General features: G+C 72.7%; 10 protein-coding genes. 6 read left to right on the top strand and 4 right to left on the bottom strand.

The genetic code is table 11. The features are described 5' to 3' along the window. Positions 1-67: 67 nt before the first annotated feature. On the bottom strand, positions 68-1114 hold the full coding sequence (locus tag AOK00_RS12185) for an iron-containing redox enzyme family protein (protein ID WP_055600336.1): 1047 nt from the start codon (positions 1112-1114) through the stop codon (positions 68-70). A gap of 516 nt (positions 1115-1630) precedes the next feature. Between AOK00_RS12185 and AOK00_RS12180 the strand changes: the two genes are divergently transcribed. Continuing rightward, positions 1631-2293 carry an HAD family hydrolase gene (locus tag AOK00_RS12180; RefSeq protein WP_055600335.1) on the top strand — a complete coding sequence of 221 codons (663 nt, stop codon included), beginning with the start codon at positions 1631-1633 and terminating at the stop codon, positions 2291-2293. A 280-nt stretch (positions 2294-2573) separates the two neighbouring features. Further along, on the top strand, positions 2574-3707 hold the full coding sequence (locus AOK00_RS12175; protein WP_055600334.1) for a glutamate--cysteine ligase: 1134 nt from the start codon (positions 2574-2576) through the stop codon (positions 3705-3707). 445 nt (positions 3708-4152) lie between these two features. On the opposite strand, the gene lanKC is transcribed toward AOK00_RS12175, so the two are convergent. The 3 genes from lanKC to AOK00_RS12160 form a co-directional block, all read right to left on the bottom strand. Next, entirely contained in the window at positions 4153-6762 is a 2610-nt protein-coding gene (lanKC, locus tag AOK00_RS12170; RefSeq protein ID WP_055600333.1) for a class III lanthionine synthetase LanKC, read from the bottom strand. A 514-nt stretch (positions 6763-7276) separates the two neighbouring features. Continuing rightward, positions 7277-11350 (bottom strand): nSTAND1 domain-containing NTPase, encoded by a 4074-nt coding sequence (locus AOK00_RS12165; RefSeq protein ID WP_254047341.1) that lies wholly within the window; start codon positions 11348-11350, stop codon positions 7277-7279. A gap of 71 nt (positions 11351-11421) precedes the next feature. Next, positions 11422-11769, bottom strand: a complete 348-nt coding sequence (locus AOK00_RS12160; RefSeq protein WP_055600331.1) for a CU044_2847 family protein — start codon at positions 11767-11769, stop codon at positions 11422-11424. 487 nt (positions 11770-12256) lie between these two features. Between AOK00_RS12160 and AOK00_RS12155 the strand changes: the two genes are divergently transcribed. From AOK00_RS12155 to AOK00_RS12140, 4 genes are all read left to right on the top strand, one after another. Then, positions 12257-13261 (top strand): trypsin-like serine peptidase, encoded by a 1005-nt coding sequence (locus AOK00_RS12155; RefSeq protein WP_055600330.1) that lies wholly within the window; start codon positions 12257-12259, stop codon positions 13259-13261. Next, positions 13251-18119 (top strand): trypsin-like peptidase domain-containing protein, encoded by a 4869-nt coding sequence (locus AOK00_RS12150; RefSeq protein WP_055600329.1) that lies wholly within the window; start codon positions 13251-13253, stop codon positions 18117-18119. The genes AOK00_RS12155 and AOK00_RS12150 overlap by 11 nt, the downstream gene beginning before the upstream one ends. Before the next feature lie 617 nt (positions 18120-18736). After that, entirely contained in the window at positions 18737-18925 is a 189-nt protein-coding gene (locus AOK00_RS40235; RefSeq protein WP_254047340.1) for a hypothetical protein, read from the top strand. A 105-nt stretch (positions 18926-19030) separates the two neighbouring features. Continuing rightward, the gene (locus AOK00_RS12140) at positions 19031-20134 is read left to right on the top strand and encodes a PP2C family protein-serine/threonine phosphatase (protein ID WP_055600328.1); all 1104 of its coding nucleotides are present in this window, start codon (positions 19031-19033) and stop codon (positions 20132-20134) included. Positions 20135-20766: the final 632 nt, after the last annotated feature.

Genomic DNA, 20766 nt, shown 5'->3' with positions numbered 1-20766 from the left:
ATGGGCGATGGGCGATGGGCGGTGGGCGAGGGGCGAGGACGGGCGACGGGCAACCCGTCGGGTCCGTTCAGGTGTGGCTCGTCGCGTCCGCGGCCGGAAGGGGACTGCGGAGCGCCGAGCGCCCGGACGCCCAGGCTTCGCCCACGTGGGCGGCCAGTCTGTCCTCCAGCAGGACGGTCGCCGCGCACCCGAAGGCGATGTCCGGCTCCAGTGCGGGTTCGTCGGCGAGGAGACCACCGATGACCTCACGCCGTACGACGTGTTCGTGGACGGCGTCCGCTTCGACGCGCTCTGTGTAGAAGCGCTCGGCGGCCGGTCCCGCGCCGCAGCGCCGCATCGCCTTGGCGAGCCTTCGTGAGCCGGGAGGGGAGGTGACCTCGACACAGGCGAAGTGGCCGACCAGCGCTCCGCGCAGGGCCCGGTGGAGTCCGAAGAGGGACGTCAGATTGACGGTGGCGAGCAGCGGGGCGGGGGCGTGGTCCAGGTAGTGGCCGTAGGCCGGATCGAGGTCGAGATCGGTCATGAGGTCCGCGAAGAGCCGCGCGTGGACGCGTTCGGGGTGACCGGCGCCGAACTCGTCGTACGCGACGGTCACCATCGCGGCCTTGGCGCGGCCGGTCAGCCGCGGGATGGCCCAAGCGTGCGGGTCCGCCTCCTTGAGGTGGTACAGGGAGCGCAGCGCGGCGTACTCGCGCAACTGCCACAGCTCGCCCTCGTTCTCCAGGTGGTGGCTGACACCGCCGGCCGGATTCACCTCTTCGACGAGCAGCGGGGCGAAGGCCTCGTCGACGGATCGGGGCGCACCGGGGAGTGCGGTGTGCAGCGCGTGGAGGAACAGGGATTCGGCCTCCCGCCGCAGACGCAGCAGGTCCGGGTCCCATTCGCGATCGTCGTCGACGCCTTCGAAGCCCCGGTGGTGGAGTTCGTACAGCAGGTACAACGCGAGCTGCAGGTCCTCTCCCCACGGGTCCGCCCTTCGGAGGCTGGCCTCGGTGTACGCGGGTGGCCGGTCGGTCCGCAGGGCCCTCTCCACGGCGCTCGACAGGTCGCCCCGCGCCGCGACGAGGCGGGGGCCGGTGGTGGATTCCGGGGCGCTCGGGCTGGGAGGGGTCATCGGGGGCTCCCGTCCTCGGTGGGCGCGGCGGCCCGCTCATGGGACCGGGGGCTGATGTCGGCGCGATCTTGGACAGTGTTCCCTCGTGTCAGGACACCGTTCCATTGTCGCGCGGAGGCACACCGTCCGCTTGCTCGGTGTGCCCGGGTCGCTCGGTGGTGCGCCGACAGGCCGCCGACGGTCGGCGTCGGGGCGAGGCTCTCGGGGCCTGGCACTGCTGTCGTGGCAATGCTGTCGGCTCGTGGGACCGAGAGGGAAGGAGCAATGTGGTGTACATGGCCCTTTCCGGGAACACGATGAAGACCGACCAGGCCACGCCCCGCGAACGGGTCGCCCACGCCGTGGGGGCCGAGAGGGCGGGCTTCGCCCCCTCCGTCACCTGCGACCACACGTTCACCCGGCCGGGGTCGCACGGCGGCCGCGCGGCCGGGTCGGCGGCGACCAGCGGGAGCCCTTCCTCCGCCGGGCGCAGGCAGAGCCGCTCCCCGCCCTGCGGGAACCGTGAGGAGGAGAACCATGGACCGTGCCGCGCTCTTCGACGTCGACGGGACGCTCACCGACACCAACTACCTTCACGTGGTGGCCTGGTGGGAGGCCCTGCGCCAGGCCGGACACCAGGTGCCGATGCACTCCGTCCACCGGTCGATCGGCCTGCCCGGCGAGGACCTGCTCGACCACCTCCTGGGAGGCGACCGCGACCATGCGCAGGACGACCGCCTGAGCGCCGCGCACGACACCCTGTACGCCACCTGGTTCGACCGCCTGCCCGCCCTGGCCTCGGTCGCCGACCTGCTGCGCACCCTCGCCCGCAGCGGCTGGCTGGTCGTCCTGGTCACGTCGGCGAAGGACAGTGAGCTCTCGGCCCTGCGCCGGGCCATCGACGCCGACGACGCCATCGCCGCAACCAGTACCTCCGACGACGTCGAGGAGGGCAAACCCGCACCGGAACCCGTCCGGCACGCCCTTCGACTGGCCCAGATGCCACCCGAGCGGGCCGTGTTCGTCGGCGACACCGTGTGGGACATGCAGGCGGCCACCCGCGCGGGTGTGACCGCCGTGGGCCTCCTCTGCGGCGGAATCCCGCGGGCCGAGCTGGAGGAGGCCGGTGCCGCCGCCGTGTACCGCGATCCGGCCGATCTGCTGGCCCATCTGGGTGACAGCCCGCTCGGCGCCGCGTAGGCCACGGGCGGGCGTGTCTCGTGAAGCGGCGCATGTGTGACGGAGGGGACGTCGTGGTGGCGGCCCGTTCCGCTCGCCGGGGAGGCGCCGAGGGGCTTCGACAGGTTTGCAGGTCGGGATGTCGGTCAGTACTTACCTGTGCCTTCGGTCCCACTCTTGAGGGAGCGGCCAGGTGCGTCGGGCAAGGAGAACGGCCGGGCCCGAAGTCGAGCAGGCCAAGGAGCAGGTCGATCAACCAGGGACGTCTTCAAGGGCTGACCAGCCGAACGGCGGTGGCTGAATGAGAAGTGTGGGCGTGGAAGAAGAGCTGCTTCTCGTGCACGCCCGCACCGGGAAGCCCCTCGCTCTGGCCAGTGCCGTCCTCGCGGCCGCGGACCGGTCCGCGGGTCAGCGGTGCCGCGATGCCTCCGCCGCCGACGACGCGCCGGAGCACGCCTTCGAGAAGGAACTGCAGAAGGAGCAGGTGGAGTTCGCCACCAAACCGGTGACGGAGATGGGCGAACTCCAGGATGAAGTCACCCGGTGCCGCGCCGAGGCCGGCCGGCACGCCGCGTCCGCAGGGGCGCTCGTGGCCGCCCTCGCCACCTCGCCGCTCCCCGCCCAGCCCTCGCTGAACACGGGCAGGCGATACGCGTGGCTGGGCGAACAGTTCGGTCTGACCGCGCAGGAACAGCTCACCTGCGGCTGCCACGTCCACGTCTCGGTCGAGTCGGACGAGGAAGGTGTCGCCGTACTGGACAGGATTCGGCCCTGGCTCTCCGTTCTGACCGCCATGAGCGCGAACTCGCCCTTCTGGCAGGGGCAGGACAGCAAGTACGCGAGTTATCGCAGCCGGGTGTGGAACAGGCTGCCGTCCGCCGGCCCCATGCCTGTCTTCGGCTCCGCCGATCGCTACCACGAGCAGGTGCGTGCCATGCTCGGCACGGGAGTCCTGCGGGACGAGGGGATGATCTACTTCGACGCCAGGCTGTCGGCCACCTACCCCACAGTGGAGGTCAGAGTGGCGGACGTGTGCCTCGAAGCGTCGACGCCGGTACTCCTCGCCGCCTTGGTGCGCGCCCTCGTCGAGACTGCCGCCAGGGCCTGGCGCGGAGGGTGTCCTCCCTCCCGCGTCACCACGGACCTGCTTCGGCTGGCGGCATGGCGGGCCGGCCGGTCTGGCCTGGACGGCCCCCTCCTCCATCCCGAAACCATGCGAGAGGCGCCGGCGGCGGAGGTCGTCCAGGCGCTGTACGCCCATGTGCGAGAGGTCCTCGTCGAGAGCGGCGACGACGAACGCGTCCGCGAAGGCATCGCCAGGCTGCTGGAAGGGGGCAACGGGGCTCGCATCCAGCGCGAGCTGCTGCGTACCCACGGCAGTCTCACCTCGGTGGTCGTCCAGTGCGCGCGTATCACGAGCGGCTCCCGAGTCTGAGACTCCGTTGTGGCTGGTGTGGCTGGGGCGCGGGTGACGGGCTGCGACGACCTGCCCGGGCGGCTCAACCGGGCCCGGACCCCATTCCTGTGGGCCGCCTCCCTCCACGCCGGCCTGACAGAGGACTACGAGCACTCACGTTCGACGACGAGCCCGAGCCCGAGCACCCCGACCGGCCGGGCCTCTGTACGTTCCGGTCCGGCCGGTCGGGGTGCGGGTGGTTACATCGGCTCGGGGAAGATGTCGCTGATGCTCCAGGCGACGCTGAAGCAGGGAGGGAGGGAACAGGCCTCCGGCTCGGTGTCCAGGGTCTGGAGCGCGAGGATCTGGCTCATGGATGCTCTCCGCTTTCTTCTCGGGGTGGTGCCGGTTGGCAACTGCCTACCTCGGTACGGAGGTGCTTGCCGCCGTGCCAAGGCGTTCATGGGACGTCCGCCCGGTGCCGTCAGCGGGCCGCGGGGATGCGGGGACGCGCGTGGTGGGGCTCCGTCAGGAGCGAGCCGGCCAGCAGACGGTGGAGGACCAGCAGGACACCCGCTCCGCCACTGGACAGGTCGGCGGTGAACCGCTGCGAACCCGCTCCGAGGAAGCGGACACCGCGCCGGTACGGAACCGCGTACTTCAGCAGGCCGGTTGCGGCGCGCACGGCGTCCGCGCGGGCGGCGTCCGTTCCGGTGAGCTCGGCGTGCTCGGTGAGGAACCAGGTCAGTCCGGCCAGTCCCCGGTACAGTCCCGCCTCCTTCGTGGCGCAGGAGACCCGGATGCCGGCCACCAGCCTCGGCAGCGCCGCGGCGCACCGTTCGTCCGGCGCGGTGGCCACGTAGCGGGTGAGCACCGCCGCGACGCCGGCCGCGCCCGTGGCCAGGTACGGCATGGCACGGGTGAGCCGTGTGTCGTCGGATATGGACAGCGCGCCGTCGTCCAGCGGAAAGGTCCGGTCCAGCTCCTGGTGGAGCAGCATGCGGCCGGCCTCCAGGTAGCGGGTCTCGTCGGTGGCGCGGGCCAGGCGGTGGAGGAAGAGGGCGAGCCCCGAGCGGCCGTGCAGCAGGCCGCGGGCGTCGTGCTCGCCGAGGGTGGCGGGCAGGTCGGGGGTGCGCAGCAGGCGTTCCCCCGCCGCGGCGGCCCGCTCCAGGTGGCTGCTCTCCCCGGTCAGCCGGTGCAGGGCGAGCCAGCCCAGGCCGACCCCGGCCCGCCCGCCGGCCAGCGTGCCGCAGGAAGCGGTGAGCGCGTGGTCGTCGGCGTCCCGGAGCAGGTCGACGGCCTCTTCCAGCCGGCCGAGGCCCGCCAGTGCCCGGGCGATGCCGGCCGAGCCGACGAGCAGTCCGGGGGGCAGCGCGTCGCGCTGCGCCAGCGTGTCGCGGCGCAGCCGTTCGCCGATCTCCTCCGGCACCGCGGCCCCGGCGCGGCGCAGGGCGTGCACCACCCCGGCCGTGCCGTAGGCCAGGCACACGTTGTTGGTCCGGAACGCCTCGGGCGACGGCGGGAAGGCCCACTCCGGCCGGTCGGCGTCGGCCATCTCCAGCAGCCCCGCGGCAACCTCCTCGGCCAGCCGGGCGAGGCAGCCGCGGGGATCGGTGTCCAGCTCGGCGGGGGAGGGCAGGCGGCCGGGGCCGCCCTGGTCCTGTGCCTGGTCCTGCGCCTGGGTCTCTGTCAGATGGAAGGCGGTGGCCCGCTGCCACAGGTCCGGCGGCGGAGCCACGTCCGCCAGGTCGCGGCGCAGCAGTGCGAGGTTGGCGGGGGCGTGTTCGGCGATCTCGTTGAACGGCGCCAGGAACGCGAGCGCGACCGCCGACATGCCGTACCGGTCCCGCAGCAGCGGATCGGAGTCGGCCCGGAGCAGGCCGGGCGGGGGAGTGAACCCCGGGGTGCCGATCCCGGAGGGTGCCGTGGACAGGGCCGAGGCCGCCTCGAAGTCCACCAGCCGGATCCCGCCCGAAGGCGTCACCATGACATTGCCCAGGCTGAGGTCCCCGAACCGGTAGCCGGCGGCGTGCAGCCGCTTCAGCGAGGCGTCCAGCGCGGCCAGCAGGCGCCGGCACACCTCGTAGTACACGGCGACGGACTCGGCCGTGCGGTCGGCCCGGGCCAGCGGGGAGGACCGGCTCAGCCACCCCACCAGTGGCTGCCCGGCGACGTACTCGGTGACGAGGAAGTCGTGTTCCCACTCCGTGAAGTGGTCCAGCGGCTCCGGGCCCACTCCGGGGGCGGCCGCGTGCAGCTCGCGCAGCACGCCGTACTCGTGCCGCAGCCGTTGCCGCGCGTCGGTCCCGTCGAAGACCAGCCCGTTGTGGGCGCGCGCCTCCTTGACGAAAACCGTGCGGCCGGTCCGCCGGTCCCGGGCCTGGTAGGTGCCGCCGGCGTTGCTCAGGCGCACCGCACGGGTCACCTCGTAGTCGCGGATCAGGATCGGGCCCTCGTGCGGCTGCTCCTCCTGCTCGACGAAGGGGTCCGTGATCCCCGCGGGCAGGTGGAACGCGGGCAGCCGCAGATCCCCGACCTCGCGGCCGGAGCCGTCGCGGACCAGCCCCTCGCGGGTGCCGTCGGCGCGCAGCCGGCTGCGGGTGCCGAAGGAGCCGTAGCGGTAGTGGACCGTCCGCGAGTCGCGAAAGCGCCGGTCGGTGAGCACGTACGGCCCTTCCTCCCCGTCGAGCGCGTCGCGCAGGCGTTCCAGGAGTCGGCGCGCGGTCGCCGTGTCCGGCGGGTAGACGGCGCAGAACTTGCCCGACTGGGCCCGCGCGGCGTGTTTGTGATGGAGGAACAGGAAGAAGAGCCGGGCGCTCAGGTGCTTGAACGGCACGCCTTCGGAGAAACAGATCCCGGCGACCGTGTCGAGCACGTGCTGCGCCCGGTCCAGCCGCGCCGACACGTGGATCTTCCAGCCCTCTTCGGCGAGCCCGGTCCGCGGGCCGCCCCAGGCCGTCCAGATGCCCCGGACGGCGCCGCGTCGGCCCGGCGGCACCTCGCTGGGTGCGAAGCGCGGCCCGGGGTCGGTCACGCCGGGCAGCGGCAGGAAGTACTCCCGGTCCGCGAGCGCTTCGCCGAAGCCTTCGAGCACGGATTCTCCTCACAGGGTGGTGGCGGGCGGCCATGACGGCTGTGCCGGACGCTAGGACCGGCGGGTATGGAAACGGTTCGTGGGCGGCATGCGACCGGTATCAGACAGGTCGTGCCCGTAGTCGATGTCGGGCCCTTGGTTGCTCGCGGCACGCAGAGGACAGAAACCCGGCACACCACGCACACCACGGCGTGCTGCGCGGGCCTACATTCCCCGTGGGAGACAGCGCCACAGCGTGAACGGAGCCACGGGACAACAGCCCGGCCCGGAGCCCGGCCTGCCATCGACAGTGGCATCGGCCTGTGAAAGCTGCGTCTCCATGCCCTCGCCTTCCCGATGGGAGGCGTCCGAGGCTGTCATATCGAGATGAAGGACCGATCGTGATTCGACGCCTCGCACCGCGTCGAGCGGCTCAACGGGGTGCGGCACGCCGGCGTGCTGTGGACGGTGCAGCCTCGGCACAGCGCCGCCCCTTCGCGGCTGACCACCCGCCCGTGGGAGCCCCGTCGTCGTGTCAGTCCGAGCCACAGACGGGGCCGGCCGACCGGCCCGGCAGATAGGCCGACCGCTCCTGCGGGGTGAGGTCACGGCCGACGGTCCGGCAGATGCTCGCGACCGCCTCGCCGGGCTCGGGGAGGGCGGTGTCCCACAGCCGTACGTTCTTGTCGAGCCCGGCGGTGGCGAGGGTGCGGCCGTCGGGGCTGAACGCCACGCCGAACACCGCGTCGGTGTGCCCGATCAAGGTGATGAGCGGTTCGCGGGACTCGACGTCCCACAGCCGGGTGGACAGATCCATGCCGGACGCGGCGAGTGTGTGTCCGTCGGGGCTGAACGCCACCGCGTCGACCTCGTCCGTGGAGCCGAGCAGGGTGGCTCGGGGGGCGCCGGACGGGAGGTCCCACAGCCGGACGGTGCGGTCCGAGCTGCCCGAGGCGAGCGTGTGTCCGTCGGGGCTGAACGCCACCGACGTCACCTGGCTCGTATGACCGACGAGGGTGGCGACGAGCCTGGCGCTGGCCACGTCCCACAACCGGACGTGCGCGTCGCTGCCCGCGGTGGCGAGGACGCGTCCGTCACGGCTGAACGCCACCTTGTTGATCCCGTTGGCCTGCTGCTCCAGGACGTCGACGAGCTTGCCCGTGTCCGGGTCCCACAACGCGACCGTACGGTCGGTGGCCACCGAGGCCAGGAGGTCACCTCGGGGACTGAAGGCCACACCGTGCACCTCACCGCCGTGTTCGGCGAGGACATGCCGGGTCTCACCGGTGGCGACATCGATCAGGAGCACCTTGCCGTCCCAGCTGCCCGAGGCGAGCGTGTCGCCGTCGGGGCTGAACGCCACCGAGTACACCTCGCCCTCGTGCCGACTGGCGGGCGCCCGAAGCTTTCCGTCGGCCATGTCCGTCAGCCGGACGTACCCGTGGGCGTCGCCGTCGGCGAGAATCCTTCCGGTGGGGTCGATCGCCACCGCGAGCACCCCGCCGGGATGCCCGGCCCGGGTGGCGCGTACCGCTCCGCTGGTGGTGTCCCACAGCCGCACCGTGCGGTCGAGTCCGGCCGACGCGAGGATCCGCCCGTCCGGGCTGAACGCCACCGACTGCACGTCGTCGGTGTGGCCGAACAGACTCGTCAGGGCCGCACCCGTGGCGGTGTCCCACAGCTGCACGACGTTGTCGCTGCCGGTGGCGAAGGTGCGTCCGTCCGGGCTGAACGCCACCGACGCCACAGCGTTGCCGCTCGCCGTACTACGGGCCTCGCCGGTGGCCGTGTCCCACAGCTGCACCGTGCCGTCCGCGCCGCCGACGGCGACGGTCGTCCCGGCGCGGTTGAACACGACCGAGTAGACCGGGCCGGGATGGTCCAGCTTCCTCAGCTGTCCTCCGGTGGCCACGTCCCACATCAGTGCCGTCGCGTCCGGGCTGCCGGAGACCAGAGTGCTGCTGTCGGTGCTGAACGCGAGCGAGTACACGGCATCGGTGTGCCCGGCCAGGCTCCTGCGCAGCTCACCGGTATTCGCGTCCCTCAGACGCACCTCGGTGTCCGTGCCTCCGGTCGCCAGAGTGCGCCCGTCAGGGCTGAAGGCCACGGAGACCACCTGGCCGGCGCCCTCGTCCCGGATGGCGCGGGACTCGCCCGTGGTCGTGTTCCACAGCCGCACCGTGTCGTCGGCGTCGCCGGTCGCGAGAGTCCTGCCGTCGGGGCTGAACGCGGCCGAGTACACCTCGTTCGTGTGCTCCTTGCCGATGACGCGGACCTTGCCGGTGTCCACGTCCCACAGGCGCATCGTGCGATCGTCGCCTACCGTCGCGAGCGTCTTCCCCTCCGGGCTGAACGCCACGGTGCGGACCGTGTCGGTGTGTCCGGTCAGGCGTCGATGCTGCGGCAGGGACGCCGCGTTCCGCAGGCTCTCCAGGGACTCGGCGTTGTGGCTCGTGCGGTACGCCTTGACGGCGAGGAGCGAGGCGAGTTCCGGATTCGTGGTGATGAGCTCGGTGGACTGCGCGGCCAGCTGGCGGGAAAGCGCCGTCTCGCGTGCGTCGACGGCCGCCCGCCACTGCCAGACGGCCCCGCCCGCGGCGACCAGGGCGAGCACCAGCAGCGTCGCGAGGACGCTGTTGAGGCGTCTGCTGCGCCGGATGACGGCGTGCTGGCGTTGCTTGCTCGCCGCGAGGAAGGCCGCGATGTCGCCCGGAAGATGGCGTTGACGTCCCCAGTCGAGGCCCTCCGCGAGGGCCGTTCCGGCCAGCAGGTCGCCAGGATCCTGCCCGTTGGCCCAGCGTGCGCGCCGCTCGCGGGTGCGCTCGAACCATTCCTGGAACAGACGTTCCTGGCCGACCCACTCGTGCAAGGTACGCCAGTCACGGATCAGCGCGTCGTGGATCAGCTCGGCCACCGGGCGGCCGGGAGGGGCGTCGGGGCTCTCCCCGGCGCTCCGGATCTGTGTGGTCACGATGCGGTGGTGCGTGAGGACGGCGAGGACCTCGTCGAATGCGCCATCCTCGCCGGGCTTGCCGTCAGGGGCGGCCGCCAGTTCGCGCAGTTCGTCGAGAGGGACCTGCGCGCGTGTGGCGGGAATGCGACGGACGGGGTCTTCCGGGCGTACCAGGGAGGTGAGAATCTGTCGGGCGACGGGCCGTTGCTCCTCGGACAGCGCGTCGAGAGCGGTGTCGCACCAAGTCGTCAGGCTTCCTGTGGTCCCTCCGATACGCCGGTACGCCTCGTGGGTCAGGAAGCCGTCCTGGCGTCTCTCCCACAGCTGGCTGAGCGTGAGCTCGAGGAGTGGCAGGACGGTGGCGGGTACCTCGAACGCCCCCGGGCCGTCGGGCGCCGTGGCCAGGACGTCCGTGATGAGCTGTTCCGGCAGCCCTGCCTGGAACCGGAGCCGTACGTCCTCGGCGGGCAGGGTGACGATGTCGTGCAGGTCCTGCCGGCTGAGAGTGCTCGGGACGTTGAGGAGCCCTGGGGCTGCGGATTCGAGGAGTTCAGGTGCCTGCGCGGCCAGTTGAGGGTAGAAGTCGTCGCGCATGATCAGGATCACGCTGAGCCGATCGCTCGATCGGGCGGCCGCGGCGATCTCGTCGGCGACCGGCCGACGACTGCCCCGCACGTCCGCGCCGGGCTGCGTGAAGACCTCCTCGAACTGGTCGACGACCAGGAGGACGCGGTCGCTTCGGCGGTCGGCGTCGAGGTGGCGGTCGACGGCCGCGGCGATCCCGTCCGTGGCGGCGCCGGGCAGCCCGGCGTGTTCGATCTCGGTCGGCAGGTCCTGCCTGGGCCGGACGAAGACGATGGACCACCGGTCACTGCCCGGCAGTTCGCCCGCGGCGACCGCCCGCAGCACACCCGCCTGGATCAACGACGACTTGCCCGAGCCCGAAGGGCCGAGCAGCAGCGTGAGCCGCTGCCGGGCGAGGCTCGCCATGACCTGCCGTACGGCTTCCTGGCGGCCTTCGAACCACCGTGCCTGTTCGGCGGTGAACGACTCCAGACCGCGGTAGGGACACACCTCGCTCTCGACGAGCTCGGGAAGTAGCTCCCGCAGCGTCCGGGTCGGCGTGACGTACGCGATGTTCTGCCCGCGCTCGTACGCGTCGGGCGCGGTGATCTCGGTGACCATGCCGACCACCAGGCCGGTCTCCTCGTCGAGGACCGGCCCGCCGCTGAACCCGGTGGTGAGGTCGTTGGCGCCGGTCAGCTGGAGCAGCTCGACCCCGCCCGGCGCGGCCGGCAGCACATCACCGGCCACACCGAAACCGAAGTGTCCGTCCCGCGGGGCCTGAGCGGGGAAACCGAAGGAACGCACACGGTGACCGCGACTGCCCCCGGCGGGCCCCAGCGGCACCGCCTCCGCCCCGGCGGGGACGCCGTCGAGGCGGACGAACGCCACGTCCTCGGCCTCGGCGTTACGCCAGGGTCCTTCGAGGACCAGGCCGTCGAGCCGCTCCGCGCCGTCCACCCGGGGGAAGGTCACCGTGAGGCGGTCACCGGGGCCGTGACCCGCGGCCCGCACCACATGCGCGCAGGTGGCGAGGAGGTCCCCGGTCACCAGGAATCCCGCCCCCGCGACGGTGCCGTCGGTCCCGAGCACCTGGGCCACGGCACGCGGAAGTCGCGCCGCCCCCGACCCGTCCGGCGCCCCCGGCGTCCTGGCCAACGGGATCAACTCCCTTCCTCGTTCGGGGCCGACAGGGCGGCTCCGTCGCGCTCCCACGACACGGTCACCTTCAGATGACCGTCGGCGCGGCTCTTGGTGATCACGGCGCCGGCCTCGACCGCCAGATTGACCCCGAACTCGACCGTGATCGCGTCCGGGCGTGCCTTGCGCAGTTGCTGGAGGGTGGCGCGTGCGGCCTCGGTGATGGGCTCCAGGGCCGCTTGCAGGCTTCCCGGCAGCTCACGCATCGCGTCGCCGGCGCGGCCGGCCTTCACCGGCCCGTCCGACGGCGTCGGATCCTCGACCAGGACGCGGCCCCCGCCCTTCAACGGAATGCTGGTCAGGGCAACCACAGCGCCTCCTTCACCCGCCGGATGGAGACTCGGCTGATGCGATCGACGGTCGTGGACATGTCCGTTCAGGGAATAAGTCCAGGATCGCCGAATCACGTGGTCGGCGCATCCCGGAGAGCGCCCGGGCCGCCTCGACGTACTTCTCCCTCGGTCTGCCTGCTCTCTCTTCGCTGAGCCGCGCTGTCGTTCCCCGGCCGTCCGACCGGGTCAGGTTTGGGCTCATCCACCGCCGATCGGGCACTCGCCCAAACCCGGGCACCCGTCGAACGCGGCAACGGATGGCTGAAGAGCGGGAGTACGGGCCAGCCGCTGCGTAACGGCTGTCGCGCGCAACGAGGTTCACGGCCGCGTCGACGTGCACCCGTCCGGACCCGCGGGCAGCGCGGGCCAGGCCTCGGGGAGCCCTCCCGCCCAGCGGGAGCACCCTCGTATCATCCCCCTCACGGGCCGCGAACGCGGACCCGTCGACCTACCAGAGGGCGGCGTCTTGGACTATCGACAACTGTTCTCGGACGACGAGGTGCGGCAGGAGTTCCTCGACCGCTTCGACGAGATCGCCGCGGGCGCGGCCGCACTCGGCGGATTCGAGAGCATGGACGCCGGCCTCACGGTCGACCGGGCGGCCGAGGCCGTGGAGCGCATGGCCGAGGGGGCCTGGGGGCCCGACGGTTCGGGTCTGGAGGCGATCGTCGAGCGCTTCACCCGGCCCGTGCACCTGGTGCAGCGGTCGACGTTCCGGCTGCCCCCCGACGGCTTGCCCACCAGCGCACACGTGACGGCCCGCCTGGAACGCGCCCGTCGGCCGCTGGAGCGGGCGATCCCCAGTGTCGGCCGCGTCGAGCTTCGCAACCACGCCATGCAGTGGGCCGGCACCGGCTGGATGGTGGGTCCCCGACTGGCCGTGACGAACCGTCATGTCGCGGAGATCTTCGCCAGGGAAGCAAGGACGGGTGAGGGTACGGGGTTCGCCTTCAAGCAGTCCTGGACGGGCAGGACCGTACGGGCCGACCTGGACTGGTACCAGGAGTACCAGCAGCCGGAGGAGTCCCGGTTCCGGGTCACAGAGGTCGCCTGGATCGAACCGGACAGCAGGTTCGACGTGGCCCTGCTGCGGATCGCCGCGACCGGGGAGGACGGTGGCGAACCGCCGGCGCCCATCGAGCTCGACCCCTCGGGTGCGCGCACGGGGCGCTGGGTCGCGGTGATCGGATACCCGGCGCGCGACTCCCGCGCGGACCCCGACGACCAGCAGCGGATCTTCGACGGCGTCTACGGCTGCAAGCGGCTGGCCGGTGGGAAGGTCACCGCGGTGCGCGGCAAGGACATCGTTCACCACGACGCCACGACCCTGGGGGGTAACTCCGGCTCGGCCGTGATCGACCTGGACTCCGGCAAGGCGGTCGCCCTGCACTTCAGGGGTCTCGTCGGTGAGCGGAACGTCGCGGTGCACGCCGCCGCGGTGGCCCGGATCGTGCACGCGCATGGGCGCTGAGAACGCCGCCCCGCAGGGCGACGGGCCCGGCCCGGACGAGGCCGGCGACGCGGCGTACGCGGCCGGTCTCGAAGGCATCACCCGGGCCGCCGCCGGTCTGGTCGACCCCGCGGACCTCATCCGGGTCCTGCGTGACGTGACGGTCCGGGTCGCGCGCGTGGAGACCGGCGGCCGGCCCGTGGGGACGGGAGTGCTGGTCGCGCCCGACGTGCTGCTGACGGCCGGTCATGTGCTGGGGACGGCCCTGGAACCGGGACGGATGCCGGACGGGTTCGAGGCGCGATTCGACTTCGTCACGCCTCACGGCGACGGGCGAGCGGCAGCCGCACCCCATGAGCGGGGAACGCGGGTGCGGTTGACGGAGCTGCTCGCCTGCAGTCCTCCCACCGCCGCCGAACGGAACGCCTCCCCGCTCTCCTGGGAGGCGCCGCCGGACCATCTGGACTACGCCCTCCTGCGGGTCGACGGCGGTCCGGTGCCGGCCCTCCCCGCAGCCCTGTCCGCCGATCCCGGCCCCCGCGGGCACTACCTGCTGGAACCGGACGCCTACGACTTCCCCCACACGGATCTGCTGTTCGTCGTCCACCACCCGCTCGGCGAGCCGACGCGCGTCTCCTACACGACCGCCCCGGCGGTGATCAACGACGAGGGAACGCGGATCCGCTACCGGAACGTGAACACCACGCCCGGGTCGTCGGGCGGCCCCGTCGTCGATCTCCGGGGCCGGCTCGTCGGCATCCACCACTATGCCGCGGGGGCGCTCAACCAGGGCGTTCCGGCATCCGCGATCGCCCGGTCCGTGGCGAGCGGTGCGCACGCCCGGATACTGGACCCGCGTCCGCCCGAACCGTCCCGGCCGAGCGGTGCCGCACCTGCCGTCATGCTGAGCTGGGTGCCCCAGGACCGGCCCTGGGCCGACCTCGTCCACGATGTCCTGGCCGCCTCGGGACACCAGGTCCTGATGGGCCCGTCCGCCGACCGGCCGGGGCACCGCTCGCTACGGGAGCACGTGGACGGCGGCGGGAAGGTTCTCGCCCTCGTCAGTCCCGCCTATCTCGCGGACCCCGGCATGACGGACGAGCGCGATCACATCGTCCACGACTTCGACCACGCGAGCGCCCCCGACCGTCTGGTTCCCGTACTGGTCGAGGGCGAGGCATCGGGAAGCCTCGCCCTGTTGTCACCCGTGGACCTGCGTGAGATGCCGGTGGCTCCCGGCCCCGGGCAGCACGGGCGTGACCGCATGCGGGAGGCATCCGCACGGCTCTCCTCCGCCCTCGACGCCTCTCCGGCCGAGCGGGCCGGGCCGCCGACCCGAGCCTCCCGGGAGTCCTCCCTCGGCTTCCGGCCCGGCGACCCGTTGCCCCGGCTGCGGCTGCTCAGCGACCGTGCGCGGCACTCGGCGGGCACGGTCTCGGGAACGGTGTTCGCCGACGGCCAGGAGAGCCAGTTCGCGGCGGGCCTCTACGTCACCCGCGACCTGGAGGAGGAACTGCTGGAGCGGCTGGAGACCGACGCGCTCACCCCCCTCGTGGTGGTCGGGGAGGCCGGGTGCGGCAAGACCAGCATCCTGTGGAGCCTGGCGCGGCGCCGCTGCGGAACGGCCACCGGGGAGGTCTTCTTCCTCAAGGCGACCTGGCTGGTCACCGGCCCGTCCGGAGACGCCAGGGTCGACCCTGACATGCTCGTCGAGGCGATCCGGCAGGCCCGCGCCGACGCGCGGACCGTGACCGTCCTGATCGACACCGTCGACGTGCTGGTCAACAACGACGACGACTGGGAGCGACTGGTCACCGTCGTGCACGCGGCGGGAGACGCGGGCGCCACCGTCGTCACGACCTCCAGGGTGGCCGAGGCGACCGAACTGCCCCCGGAATGGCATCGGCTGCCGCTGAGCGACTACGCCAACGACACCGCGGCCGGCCCGCACACCACCAGCGAGTTCGAACGCGCCGTACTGGCGCACAGCAGGTTCTTCACGAACGACCCCCAGCTGCGGGAAGACCTGATCAGCAGAATGCTGACCATCGCGGCCCGGGACATCTCCCTGCACCCGCTGTGCCTGCGGCCGTTGACCCTGCGCATGCTCTTCGAGATCTACACGCCGGGTCAGGTCCCCGACGTGGTCGACACCACCGGCCTGTACGAGACGTACTGGGACCACCGGGTGACCCGCGACCGCCGTTCCTGGGACCCCGGCGGCGGCAACCACCCGGACCACGGCCGCGACCTCGGTGGAACAGCCGTGGCGCTCGCGCTGGAGATGCTGCGGACCGGCCGCCCCGAGGCATGGCTCGACCGGGTGCGGCGGCCGGCGGGGCTCACCGCCGCGCAACTCAGGGAGGAGGCGGGCCTGCTGGAGAAGCGTGGCGTCGGCCACTTCGTGAACGGCGTCTTCCAGTTCTTCCACCAGACCTTCTTCGAGTACGCCGCGAGCTACGCCCTGGTCCACGGACGGGGCGCCGCCGGGCTCGGCGCACTCGTCGCGCGGCTCCAGGAGGCCGACGGCGAGGACTACTTCTCGCTCGCGGTGCTGGAGCAGGCGTGGCTGTGCGCGGACCGGACTCAGGACGCGGCGGATGCCGCGGCGGCGACCGTCGCACAGCTCCTCAAGACCATCTCCGACGACCTCGACGAGGAGCGCACCACGGTCCGGTACGGTCTGCGCCGCGCGGTCCTGTCCGTCTGCGCCCAGAGTTCCCTGCCGACCGAGGAGATGCTGACCGACCTGCTGCACGTCCTCGGCTCCCCGAGGCTGGCACTGCCGGCCCTCCGACAGTTCCTGGAACTGCTGCCCGCCCCGGGACGCGGGTACGGGTCCCGGGACGCCGATTGCCTCAAGGCCGCCGTGGCCCGCGCGGACAACGCCTGGCTCGCCGTCCTTGAGGTGCTCGACCGGCTGTTGCCCCGCGATCCGGGGGAGGCCGTCGGCGCCGTCCGGACGACGGGGCTCGTGGAGCGTGCGACCCGGGGCGACCACGTACTTTCCACGCGGGGAGAGTTCGCCGACTTCCTCGTCCGGCTCCTGGCGGCGCGGCCCGAGGACGCCTTCCCGCTCGTCAGGACCGTGGTGCGGGCCGCTCTCGCAGCCGACAACCACCAGTACGCGGCGGACGTCCTGTCGCGCATGGCCGCGTCGAGCGCCGCGCACGGGGAGCCGCGCCGGTGGGCCGAGTGGGCGGACGAACTGCTCGGCGACACCCGCGTGGCCTCGTCCGCGCTGATCAAGGCCCACAGCTCCGTCCAGGTGCCCCATCTGCGCACGCTCCCGTTCCCCGAACTGGCCGACCGGCTCACTGAGCTCGTCCCCCGGCTGTCGGCCGTCCCCGGCCCGACCACGGCCGACCGGTCGCTCCTCGGCAGCCTGCTCACCGCCGCCGCGGACGCGTGCCCGCCCGACGCCGATCCGGGACCTCTGATCGGCCTCCTCGTCCAGGTCACCCGCCGGGAGCAGGTCGCCGACCTGTCCCGCGGCTCCCTGGTGCGCCTCCTGGACTCCGACAGTCCCGTCGGCCGGGCCGTACGCGACCTGGCCGTCGACTGGCTCGTCCAGGGCATGCCGATCGCCGACCGGGACGACAAGGAACTCGTGCACTTCCGTGCCAAGGTCGCCCGTACGGCCCTGGAACAGCTGGACCTGCCGGCGTACCGGGTCGCCGACGTGGCCGGACGCGCGGCCGCCGCCTGGACGTCGCCCGGAGGGGACCCCGTCCAGGTCTGGCGCTCGACGGGATGTCTGCTTCCGCTGCTGGTGCGGGGCGCTGTCGCCGGTGTCCCCGAGGCGGCCGCGGCCCTCGGGGAGCTTCCGGGCGGGTTCGCCGTGACCGGGCCGGATGTCACGGCGTGGTCGGAGCCGTACACCAAGTGGCCCGCCGACGAGGTCGAGGCCGGGATGATGGTGGATCTGCTGGTCCGCATCGGTGAGCTCCGGCAGGCGAAGACGATGCTGGTGAACGGGGTGGCGCTCGACGACGCCTCGCTCACCCGGCTCACCGCCTCCGCCCTCGGCACGTTGCGCGCCGCCGTACCAGCGGTCCGCCCCGGTGTGATGAGCCACCCGCTCCGGACGAGGCTGAGGGCCCTGGCCGAACTGCTCGTCGTACTGCGGCGCAGGGGCACCGCGCTGGATCTCCCCTGGACGGAACTGGCGGGCTGGATCGACCGCGTCACCGATCCGCTGGCCCTGGGCCGGCTGGTGGAACTCGTCGGAGCCGGACTCGAACGGCGCGAGTACCCGCCCGCGGAGGCCCTGCGGCTGCTGCGCGCGCAGTGCGGCGCGGACGACACGCTGGACGGCGGGAGCGAACTCGGCCGGAAGGCCCGCCTGTGGTGCGTGTGGTGGTACAGCGTCCACGGCGCGGCCTCGGACGTCCCCGAAGCGCTCCGGCTGGCCTTCCACGAACCCGTCGACGCGCACACCGTCATCAAGGTGAGCAACTTCGCCTTCCCGGACCGGCGCGACACCCCGCTTACCGAGGACGAGCGCACCGGCCTCCTGATCGACGTCGGCCGCCGCCTGCGGGCGAGCACGCTCGGCTCGGGGCGCCGCAAGGACATCGCCCAGGCATGGCGGGCGGCGATGCGGTCGTTCGTCCCAGGAGGCGGCACGGACACCCACCTGCGGATCATCCGTGAACTTCCGCTCCTGGATGACCCGTTCGCCTCGCATCTGCTGCACTGCGTCCCGGTGAACCGTACGCCCGAGCTACGCGCCGCCCTCAGGGACGTCGCGGCCCGCCCGGACCTCGGCGCCCGCCTCCAACGAGCCGTGCACCAGGTCCTTGACCAGCACAAGCGGCACTCCTCGGAGGGTGGTTGGCCCGGCCTGTTCGCGGATCTGGCCCGCGCCGGAGGCTGACGTCCTCGCCGGTGACGACGGCCGCCCCGCGGCGGCCGTCTCACCGGCCACACCGACCGGGTACCGACGGTGGTGTTCACCGCGGCCGACGGCAGCCCGTGACCTGGCCCGCACCACTCACCGCACCACCGCAACCCGATGCAACCCCAGGGTGTAAACCCGTGGGCCCATGCTGCCCGCGAGCAATCGAACGGTGGGGCCGATGCCGAGGGGGAGGGGCACGTGACAGCGTTCCCCCGTGCCCACGGACACGCCGTCGAGGCACGGTTGACGATCCGTCACCACAATCCCCTGGCAGCGTCGGTGCCCGCCTGTCCCGGACCCGCGGCGCGTGGGCGCGTTCGGCTGGTCGAAGGGCGGGACGGCCACCGCGTGCGCCACGCTCGCGGACGAGCGCATCCGGGTCGGGCCGAGCCTCGACGGTCCGATGCGGATGAACCCGCCACTGATCGGCGACCTGGCCCGGCCGCTCATGATGATGTCCGCCGAGTTCACCCGGGCCACGGATCCCGAGGCCGCCGCGTTCTGGTCGCGGCTGCGGGGCTGGCGGCTGAACGTCCGGGGCCGAGGGCGCCGCCCACATCGCGTACGGCGACAACGAGGCACTGTTCCCGCAGTTGGCGAAGGTGCTCGGATGGAGCGGGCAGCAGCTCCAGGAGGGGATCGGCACCCTCGATCCCGTCCAGGCGGTGAAGATCCAGCAGGCGTACCCGCTCGCCTTCTTCGACGAGCACCTGCGCCACCGTCGGGAGCACCTGCTCGACGGGCCGTGCGCAGTCTTCCCGGCAGTGACGTTCCTCCCCTGAACACCGGACAGGTGGTGCGGACGGGATGGCCGGCCCCGCCCCGCCACTCCGGCGGGGCGGGGGCCGTGGAGTGCGCGGTGCACTCCGGCGTAGGAGCCTGGTGGTGTGGTGAAGCCAAGGAAGGCGGCGACCGGCCCGCACCGGCGGAGCTGGCTGCGCGGGGCCCCGCCGCCCCGCTGGGTGCGGGTCCTGCCCGTGCTGCTGCTCGTCGGGGTCGGGGCGGCCTCCCTCACCGAGTCCGTCCCGCTGGACATCGGCTTCCTGCTCGGCGCGGTGCCTCCGCTGGCCGTCCTGGCCTACGGACCGCTGGCCACGGCCCTTCTCGGCGCCGCGACGATCGGGCTGCTGACCATTCCCCTCTTCCATCTGAACCAGCCGGGCAACGCCGACGTCTTCACCCTCGGCTTCGTCGCCGCCCTGAGCGTCTTCGTCTCCTTCGTCCGCGGGCGCCGGGACGAGCAGCTCGACCTGGAACGCACCGTCGCCGAGACGGCCCAGCGGGCCGTCGTCCCGGACGTACGGCAGCGGGTGGGGCCCGTGCGTTGCGCGAGCCTGTACCGCGCCGCCGAGCGCGGCACGCTGGTGGGGGGCGACTTCTTCGACGTCCGGCCCGGCCCCCACGGGGTGCGGGCCGTCCTCGGCGACGTGCAGGGGCACGGTCTGTCGGCCGTCGCGACGGTCGCCTCCGTCCTGGGGGCGTTCCGCGAGGCCGTGCTGGACGACGTGGACGCGGAGTCGATCGCGGCGCGGCTCGACCGCAGGCTCGTGGTCGACTCGGCGCGGACGGAGCACGCGGAGCTCTTCGCCACGGCCGTCCTTCTGGACTTCATGCCGCACGGGCAGGAGGTCCGTGTCCTGGCCTGCGGCCACCCGCCGCCGGTCCTGCTGCGCGGCGGAGCCGTGAGCATCCTGGAACTCGACCCCGGACCGCCCCTGGGACTGGGCCTCGCCGACGTCATGGCGGGAACCGCCGCGACGGTGTCGCTGCTGCCCGGGGACCTGTTGCTCCTGGCGTCGGACGGTGTCCTGGAGACACGGGACGCCTCCGGGGCCTTCTACCCCTTCGTCGAGCGCCTGGCCCGTATGACCGGTGTCGGCCTGGACCAGCTGCCCGACGAGATCTGGGCGGACCTGAGCCGCTTCGCCCCCGAGATCCAGGACGACGTCACCCTCCTGATCCTCACCTTGGACACCTCCGGGCCGGGCTGACGGGACAGGGTCCCCTCCGCCGCCCCGACCCGACCGGGCCGCACCGCTCACTCGATCGGTCCGCCCCCGTCGCTGTGGCCCTCCCGGCCTATGAGAGTGGGCGCGGGGGGCTCGATCGACCCGCCGCTCCTGCCGTTGCCCGGCGTGGGTCGGCAACGACGGCGGCTCGCACGCGCAGAGGTCTCCCACACGCCGTGCCGCCGTCGGATCGGCGACTGGCGTTTTCGGGCCACCGGCGACGTTCCCGGCCTCTCCCGTACCGGATCTCCTTTCCCGTGGTGGGGTGCCGCTTTGACAGTCGTACCCGGCTTTCGTCGTGGGAGCGCCTTCCGGCCAAGTTCGTGACGTTTCGGCTCTCCGGACAACCGGACGTCCGATGCCCTCCTCTCACAGCGCGGGTGCACCGAGCGCCCCGCACCGCGTGAGCCCCGGGACGGAGACGTCCCGCCGGGCCGCGGCCGATCTGCTTCCGCACAGCATCCGGAGGACGAGAGAACGATGAGTACGACGCGCACCAACCGGCTACGGCGACCGCTGCTCGCCGGGACCACGGCCGTCGCCGCCGTGGCCGTGACGGTCGGTCTCATGACCGCCGCGCCGGAGCAGGCGACGGCCGTGGTCCCGGCGAGCAG

Source organism: Streptomyces aureus, assembly GCF_001418135.1.
In the GTDB taxonomy this organism is placed as follows: domain Bacteria; phylum Actinomycetota; class Actinomycetes; order Streptomycetales; family Streptomycetaceae; genus Streptomyces; species Streptomyces aureus_A.
This window is presented reverse-complemented; position numbering and strand designations above follow the sequence as displayed.